The following is a 19,893-nucleotide window of genomic DNA, read 5'->3' as shown; positions in this document are numbered from 1 at the left end:
CTGCGTGCGAGCCGGGTTCACCCAAGTTCCACAATACGAATATTAAGTTCTCTATTGTGAAATCTGACGATTCGGGGTTACAGTGCTGACGCGCCCTGAACAGGAGCGTCCAGACTCAACTCGATGACGAGCAAGAGAGGTCTCCGCATCATCATGTCTTCCATCAGTTCCCCCGACCCCGCCAAGATCCCCAAGACCGGGCTGATCATCCCGAGCCCGAAGAAGATCGGCAAGGTGCGCTGGGGAATCGCCTTCATCCTCTTCTTCGCCGTGCTGGTCAACTACATCGATCGCAGTTCGATGTCGGTCGCCGAGCACGAGATGCGACTCGAGTTCGGCATGACGGCCGGCCAGATGGGCATCATCCTCGGCTGCTTCGGCTGGTCCTACGCCCTGATGCAGATCCCGATGGGCATGCTGCTCGACAAGATCGGCATCAAGTGGGTCATGCGAACCGCGACGGTGCTGTGGGCGGTGTCCTGCTTCCTCACCGCCATGATCAGCGGAATGGGGCTGCTGCTCGTCGCCCGCCTGATCCTCGGGTTCGCCGAGGCGCCAATCTTCCCCGGCGCGATGAAGGTCACCAGCTACTGGTTCCCCCGAACAGAACGAGGTATGGCGACCGTCATCTTCGACAGCGGCCAGCGCCTGTCGAACGTGATCGGCTTCCCGATCGTCGGCGCGGCAGTCGCCATGTTCGGATGGCGCGGCGCGTTCGTCACCATCGGCGTGCTCAGCCTCATCTGCACTGTGCTCTTCTTCATCCGCTACCGCGACCCGAAGGAGATGAACCGCGAGGGCAAGCTGAGCGATGCCGAGCTGAAGCACATCCTCGACGGCGGCGCTCAGCACGAGGACGCCCCGAAGCCGAACCCGCTCGCCAACCTCGGCTACATCCTCCGTCAGCGCAAGGTGTGGGGCATGTCGCTGGGTCTGGGCTGCGCCGGTTACGTGCAGTGGATGCTGCTCACCTGGCTGCCCGGCTTCCTGCAGGCCGAGATGGACATGGATGTCGCCTCATCCGGCCTGTACACGGCCATCCCCTGGCTGGTCGCCGTGGTCGTCCAGTACCTGCTGCCCGGTTTCTTCCTGGATCGTCTGATCAAGAACGGCAAGTCCAGCACTCTCGTGCGGCGGGTGTTCATCATCGGCGGTATGCTGCTCGCGACCACGATCGTCGGCACGGCGTTCACGCACAGTCTGTTCTGGTCGCTCGTCTGGATCACCCTCGGGATCACCGGCATCACGATCGCGTTCAGCGTGACGAACTCCCTCCCCGCCCTGATCGCTCCGGAGGGCGCTGTCGGCGCGACCGGCGCGGTCATGAACACCGTGAACAACCTGATCGGCACGACCGCACCGATCGTCACCGGCTTCGTCGTCCAGTTCACCGGCAGCTTCGCGATGGCGTTCGTCATCGCCGCGGTGATGCTCGTGGTCGGCATCATCTTCTACACCGTGGTGCTCGGCCGGATCGAGCAGATCCCCACCGCCGAGGAGAAGGCCGCCGCCGCAGCTCCCGCCTGAGGCACATCCGAAGCGGGGCCTGCCGTCCGGCGGGCCCCGCTTCGCTGTGCGTCTGGCATCCGCCCGTTACGGATGCAGGCAGGAAGGACGGATGCCGGCGGATTCGGGTTTCATCCTGCCCACAGGCGTCCGAGTCGCCTGCATCCGCACCTCGAACACAGGACAACGTGCGAGAACAGGACGGATGCCCGGGATCTGTCCTGTTCTCGCGAGACGTCCTGTTCTCGCGGACCGGCCGAGCGGCCGAGCGGCCCTGGAAACACGAACGCCGCCCACCAGCACGGCGGACGGCGTTCACGAGGACTGAACTCAGGTCAGCTTGATCTGGCGGTTCATGTCCTTGTACAGCAGGTAGCGGAAGTTGCCGGGGCCGCCGGCGTAGCAGGCCTGCGGGCAGAACGCGCGGAGCAGCATGTAGTCGCCGGCCTCGACCTCGACCCAGTCGTCGTTGAGGCGGTAGACGGCCTTGCCCTCGAGCACGAACAGGCCGTGCTCCATGACGTGCGTCTCGGCGAACGGAATGGAGCCGCCCGGCTTGAAGGTGACGATGTTCACCTGCATGTCGTGCGCCATGTCGCTCGAGTCCGCGAAGCGGGTAGTCAGCCACGCGTCGGTGCCGACCATGGGGGTCGGCTCGATGTCCTGGTCACGGGTCACGAAGGATGCCGGGGCGTCGACCCCGTCGATCCACTCGTAGGCCTTGCGGATCCAGTGGAAGCTGGTGATCTCGTCGCCCTCGTTCTTGAGCGACCAGTTCGCACCCGGCGCGAGGAAGGCGTAGCCGCCCTCCTCGAGCACGTGCTCCTCACCCTCCAGGGTCAGGTTCAGGCGACCGGTGGTGACGAACACCACGCCCTCGACGCCGGCCTCGACCTCGGGCTTGGCCGCCTCGCCGCCCGGGGCGATCTCGACGATCAGCTGCGAGAAGGTCATCGCGGAGCTCGGCGTGGGCTTGGCGATGATCCAGGCGCGGGTGTTCGTGAATCCGGGCAGGTTGCTGGTGACGATGTCGCGCAGCACGCCCTTCGGGATGACCGTGTAGGCCAGCTTGACGATGGCGCGGTCGGTGAGCAGGTCGGTCTGCGGGGGCAGGCCGCCGGCGGGGGTGTAATAGCTCATGCGTTCTCCTTGGCTGCGAGCTTCGGGTGAGCGAGGCGGACGAGCTCGGCGGGTTCAGCACCCGTCGCGGACCGCACCTCGTCTTCGGTGATCGCGCCGCATTCGGCGCCGCGCACCACGAACCGCGCGAGAGCGCGGGCGGTGGCAGGTTCATCCATGATCGTCGCATCGCTGCCGTGCAGGTAGTTGTCCAGGCGCTTCGCGGCGGCGGCGAAGCCCTCGCGGTAGAACGCGTAGGTCGCCAGGTAGCGAGTGGGCAGCTGTGCGGCGTGCAGATCCCAGCCCTGGTAGTAGCCGCGCTCGAGCGAGCGCCGCACCAGGCGGGCGTGCAGCTTCCAGGCATCCTCCGCGTTCTCGCCGACGGGGATGACGTTGGTCGATCCGTCGGAGAGACGCACGCCGGTCTCGGCGACCGCGACCTGCATGACCTGCTTGGCGTAGTCGGCGGCCGGGTGCTCCATGGACTGGTAAGCCGCGGCGATCTGCAGCGAGGCGCTGTAGTCGTAGGTGCCGTAGTGCAGGGCGGTGACGCGGCCGTCCGCCCGGTGCAGCAGGGTCGCGACCGGCACCGAGCCGTCCGCGGCGACGATGAGCTGCGGGGTCTCCATCTGCACCTCGAAGCGCAGGCGACCGGCGGGAAGGCCGAGTCGCTCCTCGAAGATCTCGCAGAGCGAGACCATCGCCTCGACCTGCTCGATCGTCGTGACCTTCGGCAGAGTCAGCACAAGACCGTCCGGCAGGCCGCCGTTACGGACCAGCGTGGTCAGGAACAGGTCGAGAGTGCGGATGCCGCGGCGCCGGGTCGGCGCCTCGAAGCACTTGAACCGGATGCCGATGAACGGCGGCGCGACACCGGCGGCGACCGCCTGCGAGACCCGCTCGGCGGCGAGGACCGCGTCGGCGTCCTCCTCGTCATCGGGGCGCGCGCCGTAGCCGTCCTCGAAGTCGAGGCGCAGGTCCTCGACCGGCTCGTTCTCGAGCTTGGCCTCGACCAGTGGCGCCAGCTCGCCCGCGAGGTGGCCGAGACCGACGGCCTCGGCCAGTGCGGCGACGCCGCCGAACGCGGATGCCGCAGCCGCGGCATCCGTTCCGAGCTGCGCGGTGAGCTCCGGGGTGAAGCGGTCGGCCGGCACGTACAGCGTGTGCACGGGCTGACGCGATCCGTCATCGCCGGGGTACTCGGTCGCGAGCAGGGTGTCGGTGCCGCTGAGCGCGGTGTCGACGCCTGCGAGGTCCTGCTCGCCGAGGGTTCCGTTGACGGTCAAATCATTCACTCCTTGCCGGCCTTGACGACGCGCACGATCGCCTCGGCGACGGCGCCCGCCACCTCGGGGTCGAACACGCTGGGGATGATGAAGCTGGCGTTGCGCTCCTCATCGTCGACGCGGCTCGCGATCGCCTCGGCGGCTGCGACCAGCATAGGCGGCGTGATGTCGGACACGCCCGCGTCGAGCAGACCGCGGAAGAAGCCGGGGAACGCCAGCACGTTGTTGATCTGGTTCGGGAAGTCGCTGCGGCCGGTGGCCACGACGGCTGCGTGCTTGGAGGCGATGACCGGGTCGACCTCGGGGGTCGGGTTGGCCATGGCGAACACGATCGCGTCGTCCGCCATCGCGGCGATGTCGGCCTCGTCGAGCACGTTCGGGGCGCTGACGCCGATGAACACGTCGGCGCCGACGACGGCCTCCTTCAGGGTGCCCTTGAAGTTGCGCGGGTTGGTGGTGGCGGCGAGCTCGATGCGGTGTGCGTCGGTGTACTCGTCGTCGCGGTTGATCGCGCCGCTGCGGCCGCACGCGACGATGTCGACCGCGCCCTGCGCGAGCAGCAGCTGGGCGATGGCGTTACCGGCCGCGCCGACGCCGGAGAGGACGATGCGGACGTCCTCGATCTTCTTGTCGACCACCTTCAGCGCGTTGTGCAGCGCGGCCAGCGTGACGATCGCGGTGCCGTGCTGGTCGTCGTGGAAGACGGGGATGTCGAGCTCGTCGCGCAGACGGGCCTCGATCTCGAAGCACCGCGGGGCGGCGATGTCCTCGAGGTTCACGCCGCCGTAGACCGGGGCGATCGCCTTGACGATCTTGATGATCTCCTCGGTGTCCTGGGTGTCCAGGCAGACCGGCCAGGCGTCGACGTTCGCGAACTGCTTGAACAGGGCGGCCTTGCCCTCCATGACGGGCAGGGCGGCCTCGGGGCCGATGTTGCCCAGGCCCAGCACGGCCGAGCCGTCGGTGACCACGGCGATGGTGTTGCGCTTGACGGTGAGCTTGCGCGCCTTGCTCTTGTCCTCGGCGATCGCCATGCAGACACGGGCGACGCCAGGGGTGTACGCGCGGGAGAGATCGTCGCGGTTGCGCAGCGGGACGCTGGGAACGACCTCGAGCTTGCCGCCGAGGTGCATCAGGAAGGTGCGGTCGCTGACCTGGCGCACGTGCACGCCCTCGAGCGCCTGGACCGCGTCGCGGATGCTCTCCGCGTGGGACTCGTCGATGGTGTTGCAGGTCAGGTCGACGACGATCGTCGTCGGGTGCGACTCGACGACGTCGAGTGCGGTGATGACAGCACCCGCGGCAGCGGCGGTCGCCGCGAGCTCGCTGGTCACGCTGAAGTTGGACGGTGCGTCGATGCGCAGGGTGATCGAGTTGCCAGGACCCGGGTTCGCCATGATGCCTCCCCTTCGAGGGCTGTTGTTTTTCGTATCGTGGAGACTATTATCTACTTAGCGAAAGTTTTATGCAAGTGGTATACCGAATCGCTCGCGAATTTCCGGCATAGACCTTTCGCATGATGGAATTACAGAACAGAAGATGAGGGAGTGACCATGGCCGATGCGATGAAGCCCGCCAAGAGCTCGACGTCCGGAGTCCAGTCCGTCGAGCGCGTCTTCGAGTTGCTCGAGCTGATAACGGATGCCGGCGGCGACGTCACCCTGAGCGAGCTCTCGGCCTCGACCGACCTGCCCCTCCCCACCATCCACCGTCTGCTGCGCACACTCGTGGCGCTCGGCTACGCCCGCCAGCTGCCCAACCGGCGCTATGCGCTCGGCCCGCGGCTGATCCGCATCGGAGAGGGAGCCGCCCGCCAGTTCGGCGCTCTGGCACGCCCGCAGCTGAAGAGCCTGGTGGACCAGCTCGGCGAGAGTGCCAACATGGCCGTGCTCGACGGCGACATGGTGGTCTACGTGGCACAGGTGCAGTCCCAGCACTCGATGCGCATGTTCACCGAAGTGGGGCGCCGCGCCAACGTGCACGACACCGGCGTGGGCAAGGCGATCCTCGCGCAGCTGCCGAACGACACGGTGCGCGGCATCGTCGGACGCACCGGCATGTCGACACCCACCGAGTTCAGCATCGGCACGGTCGAGGACCTGATCGCAGAGCTCGACCGCATCCGCGAGCGAGGCTACTCGATCGACGAGCAGGAGCAGGAGATCGGGGTGCGCTGCTACGCGATGGCGGTGCCGGATGCTCCGACGCTGACCGCCGTGTCGGTGTCCGGCCCGATCTCGCGCGTCACCGAGGAGTTCGCCTCTCGCGCCATCCCGCTGCTGCGCTCGGCCGCGGAGGCGATCTCGGCGGATCTCGCGGCCTGACGCCAAATCGTACCCAGAAGGCCCCCGGAGCGATCCGGGGGCCTTCTGCGTATCCGGCTTCTCCCCCGCGGGTCGTTGTGCGCCCTTCGTCACTTCGTCTCGCTGCGCTGCGCTCATCGCTGCGCTCCTCGCTCAGGACCCGGATGCGGTCCGGCTCCTGAGCGCCCTTCGTCTCGCTCCGCTCGCTCAGGATCCGCGTCGTAGCGAGACGAAGGGCGCTCGCTCAACGACCGGGAGGGACCGGAGGGTCATGTTCCGTCGGGACCCCGCAGCCGGCCGAGTGAGCGCGCGACCGACTCAGGGCTCTCCTCTGCGCCTCTGCGCAGCCACTCGAAGAGCACGTTGAGGTGCCCGCCGGCGTTGAACGCGAGCGCGTACTCGTCACGGGCCAGTTGGGCGTAGCGTCGGCTGCCGCTGCCTGCCCGCACCTCCGCGATGTGTGCGCTGTACCCCTCCACGAGCAGGTACTGCATCCCGTCGCGCTGCAGCGCACGCAGGAGCGGCAGATGCCGCCGCCAGAAGCCCAGGTGCACGCGGACGATCTCCGCGGTCGGCAGTTCGACGACCGGGCGCACATCATCGATGTACTCGGCCGCCAGCATCCGCAGGTGCTCCGCGAGCAGATCCTCCTTCGCCGTGAAGTGGCGGTAGAAGGTGCGGCGGGCGACCTGCGCGCGGTCGGCGATCTCACCGACGGTGATCTCGCGGAACGGCCGTCGGACGAGCAGCTCGACCAGCGCGTCAGCGAGCAGTCGCCGCGATCGAAGAGCGTTCGGATGCGTCGCCGCCATGTTCTGCCTCATTCCGTGCGCCTCTGCGACACTTCTCGCGCACGCACTGGCCCACAGGCGCGGCGACTCCTAACGTCTCAGTGTCACATATGTGACACTTCTTCGTTCCTCGGAGTCCGACATGATCGACAAGCTCATCCGCACCCTTCTGCGCGGCTACGGCCGCCTCCTGCCCGGAGGCACGCGCAACTCACGCCCCGTCGAGGGCAACGCGAGCACCATGCGCATCGGCGAGAAGCTCTGGTGGGCGCACAAGTTCTTCGTGCGTCCCGTCGAACAGGCACAGCGCGGCACCGACATCGAGCGGCGATTCGCCCGGATGCGGCTCGGCTTCGAGCCTCCAACGGACTTCACTCCCGAGCTGACCGGGGTACTCGCATCCGGAGGTGACCTGCTCTCCGCCGAGCAGGTGCGCCCGGACAACACGACGCACCTCTTCGACGACGTCGCGGACTTCGCGTTCGAGGCCGACCTCACGATCGCGAATCTGGAGACGCCCGTGGCGCCTTCCCGCTCCTTGGGGGCCCCACCGCGAAGCATCCTCTCCGCTCCCCCGCTGAACTCGTCTGTCGGGATGCTGCGCGTCTTCACCGGCATCGGGTCGCGCTACGGCTTCTTCTCCACCGCGAACAACCACTGCCTGGACCAGGGCATCGAGGGGCTGCGCGAGACTCTGGACGTGCTCGACGCCGAGGGCATCGGGCATGTCGGCACCGCCCGCACCCCGTCCGAGCAGGACGACATCCCCGTCGTCGACATGAACGGCATCCGGGTCGCGGTCCTGTCGTACACGTTCTCCGTCAATGGCCGCCCGTTCCCGCCGGAGCAGGCGTACTCGGCGAACTACGTGCGCCTCAACCTGGAGAATCCCGATCTCGGACTGATCGAGAAGCACGTCACGATCGCGCGATCGCGCGGCGCGGATGCCATCGTCGCGTGCGCGCACTGGAGCCTTGAGTTCGAGTCCTTCCCCATCCAGCACGTGATCGACAACGGACACCGCATCGCCGATCTCGGCGTCGACGTGATCCTCGGCAACCATCCGCACGTCGTGCAGCCGATGGAGCGGTACCGGTTCACCGACCCCGCCACCGACCTCGAGAAGGACGCCCTGATCGTCTACGCGCAGGGCGACACCGTGTCGTATCTGCCCGCGGTTCCGAACTCGATGCTCGGGATGCTCGTGCGCGTGCAGCTGACCCGCGGAGTGCAGAACGGCATCCGGACGACCCGCGTCACCGGCGTCGAGCATCGCTTCATCACCACAGCGGCGGTGTTCGACGGCGACACCTGTACCGACTTCCGCGTCCTGGATCTGGATGCCGAGCTCGATCGACCCACGGCGACACCGGGCACCCCGACGCGAGCCGAGTTGCAGCGCCTGCGCGCACTCGCGGATCGGCTCGCACCACGCGAATGACGTGAACCCGCCGCCGGGTCGCGACGTTCAGAGATGGAAAACGCCGCTCCCCGCTGCGCAGAGCCGCGTTTTCCATCTCTGAGTGGCGCGTCAGACACTCACTCCGCGTCGGAGCCGCTGCTGCCGGCGTTCACGTCGAGCAGACGGTACTTCTCGGCGGCCTGCGCCGGCACGGCGGCATCCACCTCGCCGCGCTTGGCGAGCAGCTGCAGGGTGCGCACGACGACCGACGGGCCGTCGATCTTGAAGTACCGACGGGCGGCGGCCCGTGTGTCCGAGAAGCCGAAGCCGTCGGCGCCGAGCGTCGCCCAGTCGTTCGGCACGAACTGTCGCACCGAGTCGGCCCAGTCCTTCGCGTAGTCGCTGACCGCGACGATCGGGCCGTGCGCGTCGGCCAGCTGCTGCTGGATGAACGGCACGCGCGAGCCCTTCCCGAGGAACTCGTCCTCCTCGGCGGCGACCGCATCACGGCGCAGCTCGGTCCACGAGGTGACCGACCAGATGTCCGCGTCCACGCCCCAGTCGTCGCGCAGCAGCTGCTGCGCCTCCTGCGCCCAGGTCACGCCGATTCCGGATGCCAGCAGGTGCGCCTTCGGCGCTGCCACGGGAGCGATCCGGTGGATGCCACCGAGGATGCCCGGCACGTCGACGCCCTCGGGCTCGGCAGGCTGAACGATCGGCTCGTTGTAGACCATGATGTTGTAGATGTGATTACGGTCGGTGGAGTCCGGCCCGTACATCCGCTCGATGCCCGCGCGCACGATGTGCCCGATCTCGTAGCCGAATGCCGGGTCGTAGGTGACCACGGCGGCGTTCGTCGCCGCGAGCAGCGGCGAGTGCCCGTCGGCGTGCTGCAGGCCCTCGCCGGTCAGCGTGGTGCGCCCGGCGGTGGCCGAGATGAGGAATCCTCGCGTCATCTGATCGGCGGCCGCCCACAGCGAGTCGCCGGTGCGCTGGAAGCCGAACATCGAGTAGAACACGTACACCGGGATGAGCGGCACGCCGTGCGTGGCGTAGCTGGTGCCGGCGGCGGTGAACGCCGCGATCGAGCCGGCCTCGTTGATGCCGATGTGCAGGATCTGCCCGGCCTCGGACTCCTTGTACGAGAGCACGATGTCACGGTCGACGGCGAGGTAGTTCTGGCCGTTCGGGTTGTAGATCTTCGCGGTCGGGAAGAACGCGTCCATGCCGAAGGTGCGCGCCTCGTCGGGGATGATCGGCACGATGCGCTTGCCGAACTCCTTGTCGCGCATGAGGTCCTTCAGCACGCGCACGAAGGCCATCGTGGTGGCCGCCTGCTGCTTGCCGGAACCGCGCGCCGCGACCTCGTAGGCCTTCGGATCGGGCAGCGCGATCTCGCCGGATGCCTCTGGACGGCGCTCGGGCAGATACCCGCCGAGGGCGCGGCGCCGCTCCTGCATGTACTGGATCTCCGGAGCATCCTGACCCGGGTGATAGTACGGCGGCAGGTAGGGGTTGTCCTCGAGCTGCGCGTCGGTGATAGGCACCCGCAGGTGGTCGCGGAAGTCCTTCAGGTCCTGCAGGGTGAGCTTCTTCATCTGGTGCGTCGCGTTGCGCGCCTCGAAGTGCGGACCAAGGCCGTAGCCCTTCACCGTCTTCACCAGGATGACGGTGGGCTTGCCGTTGCGCTGCATCGACTGCTGGTAGGCCGCGAAGACCTTGTGGTAGTCGTGGCCGCCGCGCTTGAGGCCCCAGATCTCGTCGTCACTGAGGTCGTCGACGAGGGCCTTCGCACGCGGGTCGCGACCGAAGAAGTTCTCCCGGATGAACCCGCCCGACTCGGCCTTGTAGGTCTGGTAGTCGCCGTCGCGGGTGGTGTTCATGATGTCGAGCAGGGCGCCCTCGGTGTCGCGCTCGAGCAGGTCGTCCCACTGGCGACCCCAGACCACCTTGATGACGTTCCATCCGGCGCCGCGGAAGAAGCCCTCGAGCTCCTGGATGATCTTGCCGTTGCCGCGGACCGGGCCGTCCAGGCGCTGCAGGTTGCAGTTCACGACGAAGGTGAGGTTGTCGAGGCCGTCGTTGGCGGCGAGCTGCAGCAGGCCACGGCTCTCCGGCTCGTCCATCTCGCCGTCGCCGAGGAACGCCCAGACGTGCTGGTCAGAGGTGTCCTTCAGACCGCGGTTGTGCAGGTAGCGGTTGTTCTGCGCCTGGTAGATCGCGTTCATCGGGCCGATGCCCATCGACACGGTCGGGAACTCCCAGAACTCCGGCATGAGGCGCGGATGCGGGTACGAGCTCAGTGCGTGGCCCTCACGGGACTTCTCCTGGCGGAAGCCGTCGAGGTCCTCCTCGGTGAGGCGTCCCTCCATGAACGCGCGGGCGTACATGCCCGGCGAGGCGTGCCCCTGGAAGAACACCTGGTCGCCGCCGCCCGGGTGGTCCTTGGCGCGGAAGAAGTGGTTGAAGCCGACCTCATAGAGGGTCGCGGCGCCCGCGTAGGTGGAGATGTGCCCGCCGACGCCGATGCCGGGGCGCTGCGCGCGGTGCACCAGCACGGCCGCGTTCCACCGCATCCAGGCGCGGTAGCGCCGCTCCAGCTCTTCATCGCCGGGGTACTCCGGCTCGGCGGATGCCGGGATGGTGTTGACGTAGTCGGTGGTCGCGCTCGGCTCCGAGGCGATGCCGGCACGGTCGACCAGTTCACGGACGATGTACTCGCCCCGGTCCGAGCCGCGCTGCGCGATCAGCGCATCGAGCGACTCGAGCCATTCGGCGGTCTCTTCGGGGTCGTGGTCCGTGGTGTCGGAGCCGAGTGCGCCGGTGCTGCGATCTGCATACATGGTCGGCCTTTCTTGTTAGATGTAGGGGGCTGCCGGGTTGCGGCAGACGGTCGAGTTCAGGAGGTCAGAGAGTGGACGGACGCATCGCCGTGGTGACGGGAGCGGGTTCGGGGATCGGCCGGGCGACCGCGCATGCTCTGCACGACGCCGGATTCCGAGTGGCCCTGATCGGGCGCCGCGAGGCGGCGCTGCGGGAGACGGCACAGGACAGGGACCGGATGCTGGTGCTGCCGGCCGACGTGACGTCGGAGGCCGACGTGGATGCCGCGTTCGCGGCCGTCGTGGCCGAGTGGGGCCGTGTGGACGTGCTGTTCAACAACGCCGGGACGTTCGGCCCCGCGGCATCCGCTGCCGACGTGGAGGCGGATGCCTGGCGCGCGACGCTCGAGGTGAACGTGACCGGCGCCCTGCTCTGCGCGCGCGCCGCGATGCGGGCCATGCGCGCGCAGCAACCGCGCGGTGGCCGCATCATCAACAACGGATCGATCGCCGCGCACGTGCCGCGCCCGCAGTCCGTGGCCTACGCGGTGAGCAAGCACGCCATCAGCGGCCTGACGAAGTCGATCGACCTGGACGGGCGCGTCGACTCCATCTCGTGCGGCCAGATCGACATCGGCAACGCGGCCACGAGCATCATGACCGAGATCGGTGTGGGCTCCGGGGCGCTGCAGCCGGACGGCTCTCGTCTGGTGGAGCCGACCTTCGACGTTGCCGATGCGGCCAGGGCCGTGGTGTTCATGGCCCAGCTGCCGCCCGAGGCGAACATCGGAGAGTTGGTGGTGACCGCGGCCGGGATGCCGTTCGGCGGTCGCGGCTGATCCGCGGAGCGGGGAGCCGTTCATCTGCGGACCTCCTCGTCCGGCTCTTCAGTGTCCTTCATGTCATTGACTTTCACGATATGAAAGAAAGCTTTCATCATACGCAAGCTAGTGTGCGCCTAGAACGGCGCGCTTGTCAAGACGAAAACGGGGCCCGCCGGGGCTTTTCGGCCCCTGCGAACCCCGCGTCCGTCAGCGTCGTGCGTCAGTGGTGCGACAGGTCGACGTCGTCGTCCTGCACCGGCACGTCCTTGCCGTCGGCGTCGACGAGCCTGCCGCCCTGAACGCGGTCGCCCTCCTTCAGCACGCGGATGACGTCGGTCTTGACGGACCGCACCGGAGCCGCGCCGAAGACCGACGGATTCTCGGAGTTGCCCTTGGTCCAGACGTTGAAGATCAGGTTCAGCAGGATGGCCATCACGGCGGCCGAGCTGATGCCCGAGTTGAAGATGACCTGGAACCAGCTCGGGAAGTTCGAGTAGATACCGGGGACCACCTCGGGCAGCACGCCGACCGAGATCGAGGCGGCCACGATGATCAGGTTCATGTTGCCCTCGTACTTGACCTTCGCCAGCGTGCGGATGCCGGAAGCGGTGACCGTTCCGAACAGCACGATGCCTGCTCCGCCGAGGACGGCGGTGGGCATCGCGGCGACGATGCGGCCGAGCACCGGGAACAGACCGAGGACGATCAGCACCCCACCGCCGGCAGCGACCGCGTAGCGGCTCTTGATCTTGGTCACGGCGACCAGGCCGACGTTCTGGGCGAACGCGCTCTGGGTGAACGAGTTGAAGATCGGGGCGACGGCGGTCGAGACCATGTCGGCGCGCAGGCCCGCAGCGATGCGCTTGCGGTCGACCTTGGAGCCGGTGATCTCGGCGACGGCCAGGATGTCGGCGGTGGTCTCGGTGAGGATCACGAGCACCACGATCGTCATCGAGAGGATCGCGGCGAAGTTGAACGTCGGCACACCGAACGCGAACGGCGTCGGGAATGCGAACACCGGGCCCTCGAGCACCTTCGAGAAGTCGGCGCGGCCGATGATGACGGCGAAGATCGTGCCTACGATCATCGCGATGAGGATCGACAGACGCGAGATGAAGGCGTTGCCGACCTTGCTCAGCAGCATGATCACGGCGAGCGTGAAGGCGGCGATGCCGACGTTGACCGGGTCGGCCCAGCCAGGGGCCTCCGGGTTCTGGCCGGTGATCCACTTGCCGGCCACCGGCATCAGCGACAGACCGATCGTGGTGATCACGACACCGGTGACCACCGCGGGGAAGAACCGCACGATCTGCGCGAAGAACGGCGCGATCGCCAGACCGATCAGACCGGCGATGATCACCGCTCCGAAGATGTCGGTGAGACCGGTCTCCTTGTTGCCGTTCACGATCGCGAGCATGGTCGCGACACCGGCGAAGGAGACGCCCTGCACCAGCGGCAGCTGCGAGCCGAACAGCGGCGGCACGTTCTTGCCGAACTTCAGGCCGAGGGTCTGCAGCAGGGTGGCGAGACCGCCGACGAAGAGGCAGGCGGCGATCAGCACGCCGATCATCTGCGGGTCGACACCTGCAGCACTGCCGATGATGAGCGGCGGGGCGATGATGCCGCCGTACATGGTCAGCACGTGCTGGAGCCCGTAGGTGAACGCCGAGCCGATGCTCAGCGCCTCGTCCTCCGGACGGGTGGATTCTGTCTTAGTCTTGCTCTTCGCTGAGCTGCGTGCAGCAGTCATTGGTGGACCTCCTCGTCCGGTGACCCGCTATTCGGGGTGGGCATGCGTGTCGGGGGCATGGGAAGTAGAGGGTGAGCCCGCCCCCGCGGGCTCACCCTGTGCTGTCCGGCGTGCGCCGGGTCAGCTGCGCCGGCTCAGCAGAAGCCGGCGATGCCGTCCCACGACCAGTGGTCGGTGTCCGCGCCCTCGCGGAGGAACGACGCCTCGATCAGGCCGTAGGGACGATCGGCGGCGAAGAACACCTCGTTGGGGTTCTCCAGACCGAACGGCGACAGGTCCACGACGAAGTGGTGGCTGTTCGGAGTCGAGAAGCGGATCTCGTCGATCTCGGGGTGCGCCTCGAGCACGGCCTCGGCCATCTCCTTCAGCGTGTGCTGCAGGGCGTACGAGTAGTTCTTCGAGAACCCGGCGAGCAGCAGCCGGCGGACGTCCGCGAAGACCTCGTTGAAGTCGATGTCGGTGCGGTTGTAGCGCCACTTCGCCGTCACCGAGGTGGCGAGGATGCGGTCCTCAGTCTCGGCGAGGGTGGTGTACTTGTCCTTCGGGTAGCCCACGAAGCCGCTCTGGGTGGACTTGAGGACCTTGAGGTCCGTCAGGCCGGCGATGACGACCGTGTCGTCGCCGTCGATCTGCACCACGGAGGTGCGGGTCTCGGTGCCACCCCGGACGAAGGAGTGGTCGTGCGGACCGTTCTCGCCCTCGATGCGCTGCCAGGTGTACTGCTCGGCCTCCCAGCGGCCGCCGGTGATCCAGTCGAACTCACCGGTGAAGTGCCGGCCGAGACGCACGAGGAACTCCTCCGGGCTGCCGACGCCGTCCTTGGCGAAGGCGTACACGGTGTTCTTCTGCGTGTCGGTGGCGACGACGTGCTCGTTGTTGCCGTCGAAGTGCGCGCTGTCGAGATCGCCGCGCAGCTGCGAGGTGACGTTGAGGTCCTCGATCTCGTGGCGGTCGGTGTCGCGCGTGATGCGGACGACGCGGACCTCGGCCTTGCCGTACTGGTTCTTGCCCAGAATGATGTTGGTCATTTTCGTACTCAGCTTCCTCGGTAAGTGGAATAGGCGAACGGGCTCAGCAGGAGCGGCACGTGGTAGTGCTCCTGTGCGGCGTCGACCGAGAAGGTCAGCGCCACCTCCGGGAAGAAGGTGTCCGTTTCGATGCCGGCGAAGTAGGCCGCGGTGTCGAACCGGAGGCGGTAGGCACCGCTCTCCAGCCGCTCCGGGCCGAGCGCTTTCACCCGCCCGTCAGCATCGGTGAGGCCCGTACCGATCTCAGACCATCCGTCGCCGACTCGGGCCTCGAGTACGACGGCGACGCCGGACGCCGGGCGCCCGATCGATGTGTCCAGGATGTGGGTGGTCACGTGAGAGACGCTCATGCGCGTGCTCCTTCAGTCTCGATGGCTGCCGCCAGGCGCAGCGCCGCGATCTCGCGCAGCTGCTGGTCGATGACGGCGAGCTCCTGCTCGGGGGTGTTGCCGAGCCGCGTCTGCAGCAGGGCGAGGATGTCGTCTGCCGAGCGCCCTGCGGCGCGCACCAGGTAGACCCGGTCGAACTTCGCCTCGTAGGCGCGGTTGCCCTCGGCGAGCGCAGCGGCGGCGGATGCGTCCACGCCGGCCTGCTCACTGCGAGAGTGCGCCGCCTCGGCGGTCGCACCCTTCGGCTGCTCCCCGATGCGGGGGTGGTGCGCCAGTGCTCCGTCGATCTCCGCCTCGGAGAGCGGGGCGGCCACGACGGTGGCGGCTGCGGTGATCTCGTCGACCGACCCGTAGGGCCGGGAATCGACGATCGCATCGATCCAGCGGGCGACATCGAGCGCCGGCTTCACGATGGTGACGGCTTCTTCACGCGGGAGAGCGTTGAACTCCTCGAGCGACATCTTCGTACCTCAAGCCATGCTGGCATCCGGGGTGTAAGGCTATACGGGAATCTTCGAGAAGATCCGATTCCGTATCCCGGAACTGTTCTTTCAGCATGTGTAATTAGTATGCAGAAGGCGGGAGGGGTTTGTCAACCCCTCCCGCCAACGATATTCCGCGACGCGAGAATTCAGACGCCGAGCTCCTCGCGCAGACGCGCCACGTGGCCGGTCGCCTCCACACCGTACTCGGCGCGCTGCACGACGCCCTCGCCGTCCAGCACGAAGGTCGAGCGGATGACGCCGTCGAAGGTGCGGTCGCCCACGGTCTTCTCGCCCCACACGCCCCAGGCGCGCGCCACGGATGCGTCGGTGTCGGCGAGCAGCGGGAAGGTCAGCCCCTCGGCATCCGAGAACGACTTGATGTCGGCGACCTCGTCGGGCGAGACGCCCACGACGGCGTAACCGGCGGCGGCGAGCGACGACAGGTTGTCGCGGAAGTCACAGGCCTCAGTGGTGCAGCCCGGGGTCGCGGCCTTCGGGTAGAAGTACACGACGACGTTCTTGCCGTGGTAGTCCGAGAGCGAGGTCGTGACGCCGTCGGCGTCGGACAGGGTGAATGCGGGGGCGGCGTCGCCCGCGGTGAGTTGGGTCATATCTGACTCCTTCTTGTGGGTGACGGTGGTCAGCGGCCGTTCGGCGTCACACCGAAGGCCTCTGCGAGCTGCATGATCTTGCGGGCTCGGCCCAGTCGCGGCAGGTCGCTGCCGTCGCGCACGATGCGGCCGCGGGCATCGAAGTCCTCGAGGAACTCGTAGGCCCACTCGACGTCGGTGCGCGTGGGGCTGATGACCTCGTTGACGACGGGCGTCTGGTCGGTCTGCAGGCAGAGTTTTCCTGTCATGCCCATCGACACGGTGATGGCGGACTGCTCGCGCAGGATCGGGTGACTGGAGCCGACGGTGGGGCCGTCGATCGGGCCGGGCAGGCCGCCGGCGCGACTGGAGATGACCAGGCGGGCGCGCGGGTAGGCCATCGCCTCGCGGTCGGCCGACATGCCGGTGTCGCGGCGGAAGTCGCCGCTGCCGAAGGCCAGGCGGAAGGCGCCCTTGGCGCGGGCGATCTCGGTGGCGTTCTCGATGCCGATCGCGGATTCCACGAGGGCGACGACGGGGACCCGCGCGCCGAGGCGGTTGAAGGTGTCCTCCACCTGACTGCCGAACTCGGTCTTGGCGAGCATCACGCCCTTCAGCCCCGCCGCCGAGCGCAGACCTTCGAGGTCGGCGCTCCAGTGGTCGCTGGTGGCGTCGTTGATGCGCACCCAGGCGCTATTGCCCTCGGTGTTCAGCCACTGGATGACGTCCTCGCGGGCCTCGTCCTTGTGACTGGCGTCGACGGCGTCCTCGATGTCGAGCACGACGGCGTCGGCATGGGACGCTGCGGCATCATCGAAGGTCTCGGGGCGCGTCGCCGCGACGAGCAGCCAGGAACGGGCCAGCTCGGGCGCGATCTCGCGCGTGGTCGTGGCGGGCAGCGGAGCATTCATTTGAGATTCCATTTCATGGAAGTAGATTTCTACAGTACGAAAAGTTTAGCGCGGCGCTTCGGGGCGCGCCAGCGGGCAACTGTACCCGCTCACTCTGCACGGTGGACGAGCACCGCATCCCAGATCGCATCGGCGACCTCGCGCTTGGAGCCGGCGCGCTCGGCGACGACCTCACCGCCGTCGCCGATGATCTCGACCGCGTTGTCGGCGAGCTCGAACCCGTGTGCGGCATCCGCACGATTCACCGCGAGCAGGTCGACGCCCTTGCGCTCCCTCTTGCGCCGGGCGCGCTCGCGGCGCTGTTCGGGGTCGGCGAGCGTCTCGGCCGCGAACGCGACGATCGTCTGCTCGCCGGGGCGGTTCGCGGCGAGACCTGCGACCACATCCTCGTTCTCGACGAGGTCGATGCGCGTGAGCAGACCGTCCTCCTTGGTCAGCTTCTCGGTCGCGGCCACGGCCGGCCGATAGTCCGCGACAGCGGCAGCCATCACGATCACGTCCGCGTCCTGAGCGACCGCGCGCATCGCGTCGGCCAGCTCGGCGGCGGTCTCGACGTTCTCGACGCGGATGCCGGGATGCCGGGCATCCACCAGCACGTCCTGCTCGACGTTCGCCGCGACCAGCACCACGTCGGCGCCGCGCGCGGCGGCGGATGCCGCGAGCGCGACGCCCTGCCGGCCGCTGGAGCGGTTGCCGAGGTAGCGCACCGGGTCGATCGGCTCTCGGGTGCCGCCGGCCGACACGGCCACGGTCAGCCCGGTCAGGTCCTGCGGTGCGAGCGCCGCGTGCGCGGCATCCAGGATCTGCTCGGGCTCGGACATCCGGCCGGGGCCGGAGTCACCACCGGCCAGTTCTCCCTCGGCGGGGCCGACGATGATCACGCCGCGCTCGCGCAGCGTGCGGATGTTCGCCTGGGTGGCCGGATGCCGCCACATCTCGGCATGCATCGCCGGGGCGATCACCACCGGCGCCTCGGTGGCGAGCAGCGTGGTGCCGAGCAGGTCGTCGGCGATGCCTGCGGCCATCCTCGCGATCGTGTTGGCGGTGGCCGGCGCGATCACGACCAGATCCGCGTTCTGCCCGAGGGCGACGTGCCGCACGCGGGCGACGTCCTCGTGCACGCTCGTGGTCACGGGGTTGCGGCTGAGGGACTCCCAGGTGGGCAGCCCGACGAAGCGCAGCGCGTCCTCGGTGGGGACGACGGTGACGTCGTGGCCCCCCTTGGTCAGCAGCCGGACCAGGTGCACGGCCTTGTAGGCGGCGATCCCGCCCGTGACCCCGACGACGATGTTCACGCCCTCAAGTCTGCCTCAGTTCCGCTCCGCTCACCCTGCTCCGGTTCCACTCATTGCGGGTCCGGCTGGCGAACACCCGCAACGGTTGGGACCGGAGCCGCAGACAGACACGCTCCCCGCGGCTCCGGTCCCGCTCGATGCGGGTCAGCGGCTGCCCGAGTCAGCCGCGGCGCGGCGAGACGCCCGGGGTGGCATCCCTCAGCGCGGTGAGCAGCGCATCGAACGCGGGCTTCCGCGTGAAGGACTCGTCCGAGATCGTCGCCCAGCCCTCACCGGGGAACACCCCGGGCACCCAGGAGTGCGCGTCAGTGAAGCCCCAGACCGTGAACGACGAGCACGCCTTCACGTTCAGACACGCCTGGAGCAGAGCGCGGTAGCGCTCACTCTGAGTGGCGACCTGCTCGGCGGTCGGACCACTCTGCCCCGCAGGCACAGGGATGCGCACGTCCGCCTCGGTGATGGCGACCTTCAGGCCGAGCGCGGCGAAGCGCTCCATGTTCGCCTGCAGAGAGGTGTCGAAGCCGTACTGCAGGCTCAGGTGCGCCTGTGCGCCGAATCCACCCAGGGGCGCGCCGCGGTCCAGCAATTGCTGTGCAAGGTCGTAGTACGCGTCGGTCTTCTCGTTGATGCCCTCGGCGTTGTAGTCGTTCAGGAACAGCACCGCGGCAGGGTCTGCCTCATGCGCCCAGGTGAACGCGTCCGCGAGGAGACCGACCGGGTCATCGGCGCACGCCTTGAGGAAGGGGTTGCTGTCGGTGCGCAAGGACACGCCACCGGCATCCCAGGTGTCCTTGAAGATCTCGTTGGCGACATCCCACTCGTAGACCTTGCCCTTGAAGTGGCCGACGACGGTGCGGATGTGGTCCTCCAGCACGTCCTTCGCCTGCTCACAGGTCCAGGTCTTCGCCGCCTCGGTGACCCAGGCAGGGTTCTGGCTGTGCCAGACCAGGGTGTGGCCGCGCACCTTCTGGTGATTCGCCTCGGCGAAGGCGACCAGGGCGTCGGCCGAGGCGAAGTCATAGACGCCGGGGGCAGGATGCACGGCATCCCACTTCATGTCATTCTCGGGCGTCAGCGACGAGAACTGCCGGCTCAGAATGTCCTGGAACTCGGTCGGGGCCGCCGGGTCGTAGTCGGTCAGCATCTTCTCGCCCCAGGCGGCGCTGCCGATCGCGAGATCGACCGGCGTCTGGTTGCGCAGTGCATCCTTGTCGGACCTGCTGAACGAGGGCGGAGCCGCGTTCGCGGCGGTGACGCCGCACAACGGCAGCACCAGGGCTGCGGCGGCCGTGGCCACCAGCAGCGATCGGGTCGATCGGCGCATGGGTGAATCTCCTGACATCGTCGTCGGACACAGACGTCACGGGAGTGACGCATATGTTTCTGTTTGCA

General features: G+C 67.9%; 17 protein-coding genes. 4 read left to right on the top strand and 13 right to left on the bottom strand.

Annotation, left to right across the window (positions count from 1 at the left end; genetic code table 11):
• Positions 1–123: 123 nt before the first annotated feature.
• Entirely contained in the window at positions 124–1,527 is a 1,404-nt protein-coding gene (locus ACFVDO_RS08540; RefSeq protein ID WP_378858542.1) for an MFS transporter, read from the top strand.
• A 309-nt stretch (positions 1,528–1,836) separates the two neighbouring features.
• Here the strand turns inward: ACFVDO_RS08540 and ACFVDO_RS08535 are convergent, their stop codons facing one another.
• From ACFVDO_RS08535 to ACFVDO_RS08525, 3 genes are read right to left on the bottom strand one after another with little or no spacing between them, the layout of a single operon-like run.
• A complete protein-coding gene (locus ACFVDO_RS08535) occupies positions 1,837–2,646 on the bottom strand; it encodes a bifunctional allantoicase/(S)-ureidoglycine aminohydrolase (RefSeq protein ID WP_378858543.1) in 810 nt (269 codons plus the stop codon).
• Entirely contained in the window at positions 2,643–3,911 is a 1,269-nt protein-coding gene (locus tag ACFVDO_RS08530; RefSeq protein WP_378858544.1) for a DUF6986 family protein, read from the bottom strand. Before ACFVDO_RS08530 ends, ACFVDO_RS08535 begins: the two co-directional genes overlap by 4 nt.
• Before the next feature lie 5 nt (positions 3,912–3,916).
• Entirely contained in the window at positions 3,917–5,308 is a 1,392-nt protein-coding gene (locus ACFVDO_RS08525) for an NAD-dependent malic enzyme (protein WP_378858545.1), read from the bottom strand.
• Between the two features lie 156 nt (positions 5,309–5,464).
• Here ACFVDO_RS08525 and ACFVDO_RS08520 point away from each other — a divergent pair, with 156 nt between their 5' ends.
• On the top strand, positions 5,465–6,235 hold the full coding sequence (locus tag ACFVDO_RS08520) for an IclR family transcriptional regulator (RefSeq protein ID WP_378858546.1): 771 nt from the start codon (positions 5,465–5,467) through the stop codon (positions 6,233–6,235).
• A 248-nt stretch (positions 6,236–6,483) separates the two neighbouring features.
• Here the strand turns inward: ACFVDO_RS08520 and ACFVDO_RS08515 are convergent, their stop codons facing one another.
• A complete protein-coding gene (locus ACFVDO_RS08515; RefSeq protein WP_378858547.1) occupies positions 6,484–7,038 on the bottom strand; it encodes a TetR/AcrR family transcriptional regulator in 555 nt (184 codons plus the stop codon).
• Positions 7,039–7,147: 109 nt separating this feature from the next.
• On the opposite strand from ACFVDO_RS08515, the gene ACFVDO_RS08510 reads away from it, so the two are divergent.
• Positions 7,148–8,446, top strand: a complete 1,299-nt coding sequence (locus tag ACFVDO_RS08510; RefSeq protein ID WP_378858548.1) for a CapA family protein — start codon at positions 7,148–7,150, stop codon at positions 8,444–8,446.
• Positions 8,447–8,544: 98 nt separating this feature from the next.
• Here the strand turns inward: ACFVDO_RS08510 and aceE are convergent, their stop codons facing one another.
• Positions 8,545–11,250 (bottom strand): pyruvate dehydrogenase (acetyl-transferring), homodimeric type, encoded by a 2,706-nt coding sequence (aceE, locus tag ACFVDO_RS08505; protein ID WP_378858549.1) that lies wholly within the window; start codon positions 11,248–11,250, stop codon positions 8,545–8,547.
• Positions 11,251–11,321: 71 nt separating this feature from the next.
• Here aceE and ACFVDO_RS08500 point away from each other — a divergent pair, with 71 nt between their 5' ends.
• Positions 11,322–12,068, top strand: a complete 747-nt coding sequence (locus ACFVDO_RS08500) for an SDR family oxidoreductase (protein WP_378858550.1) — start codon at positions 11,322–11,324, stop codon at positions 12,066–12,068.
• A gap of 205 nt (positions 12,069–12,273) precedes the next feature.
• On the opposite strand, the gene ACFVDO_RS08495 is transcribed toward ACFVDO_RS08500, so the two are convergent.
• The 8 genes from ACFVDO_RS08495 to ACFVDO_RS08460 all read right to left on the bottom strand — a co-directional run bounded on the left by ACFVDO_RS08495 (position 12,274) and on the right by ACFVDO_RS08460 (position 19,825).
• Positions 12,274–13,803: a nucleobase:cation symporter-2 family protein gene (locus ACFVDO_RS08495; RefSeq protein ID WP_378858551.1), complete on the bottom strand. Its 1,530-nt coding sequence runs from the start codon at positions 13,801–13,803 to the stop codon at positions 12,274–12,276.
• Between the two features lie 134 nt (positions 13,804–13,937).
• Positions 13,938–14,831 carry a factor-independent urate hydroxylase gene (gene pucL / locus ACFVDO_RS08490; protein WP_378858552.1) on the bottom strand — a complete coding sequence of 298 codons (894 nt, stop codon included), beginning with the start codon at positions 14,829–14,831 and terminating at the stop codon, positions 13,938–13,940.
• Between the two features lie 8 nt (positions 14,832–14,839).
• Positions 14,840–15,181, bottom strand: coding sequence for a hydroxyisourate hydrolase (gene uraH / locus ACFVDO_RS08485; RefSeq protein ID WP_378858553.1), 342 nt, complete (start codon positions 15,179–15,181; stop codon positions 14,840–14,842).
• On the bottom strand, positions 15,178–15,681 hold the full coding sequence (uraD, locus tag ACFVDO_RS08480) for a 2-oxo-4-hydroxy-4-carboxy-5-ureidoimidazoline decarboxylase (protein WP_378858554.1): 504 nt from the start codon (positions 15,679–15,681) through the stop codon (positions 15,178–15,180). The genes uraH and uraD overlap by 4 nt, the downstream gene beginning before the upstream one ends.
• Positions 15,682–15,851: 170 nt before the next feature.
• Positions 15,852–16,316 (bottom strand): thioredoxin-dependent thiol peroxidase, encoded by a 465-nt coding sequence (gene bcp / locus ACFVDO_RS08475; protein ID WP_378858555.1) that lies wholly within the window; start codon positions 16,314–16,316, stop codon positions 15,852–15,854.
• A gap of 29 nt (positions 16,317–16,345) precedes the next feature.
• Positions 16,346–17,206 carry an HpcH/HpaI aldolase/citrate lyase family protein gene (locus ACFVDO_RS08470; protein WP_378858556.1) on the bottom strand — a complete coding sequence of 287 codons (861 nt, stop codon included), beginning with the start codon at positions 17,204–17,206 and terminating at the stop codon, positions 16,346–16,348.
• Positions 17,207–17,295: 89 nt separating this feature from the next.
• A complete protein-coding gene (coaBC, locus tag ACFVDO_RS08465; RefSeq protein ID WP_378858557.1) occupies positions 17,296–18,501 on the bottom strand; it encodes a bifunctional phosphopantothenoylcysteine decarboxylase/phosphopantothenate--cysteine ligase CoaBC in 1,206 nt (401 codons plus the stop codon).
• 160 nt (positions 18,502–18,661) lie between these two features.
• On the bottom strand, positions 18,662–19,825 hold the full coding sequence (locus tag ACFVDO_RS08460) for an endo-1,4-beta-xylanase (protein ID WP_378858558.1): 1,164 nt from the start codon (positions 19,823–19,825) through the stop codon (positions 18,662–18,664).
• Positions 19,826–19,893 lie beyond the last annotated feature (68 nt).

It is taken from the genome of Microbacterium sp. NPDC057741 (genome assembly GCF_042798735.1).
Taxonomy (GTDB): Bacteria; Actinomycetota; Actinomycetes; order Actinomycetales; family Microbacteriaceae; genus Microbacterium.
Note: the sequence above shows the minus strand (reverse complement) of the source record. Positions and strands in the feature narration are given on the sequence as shown.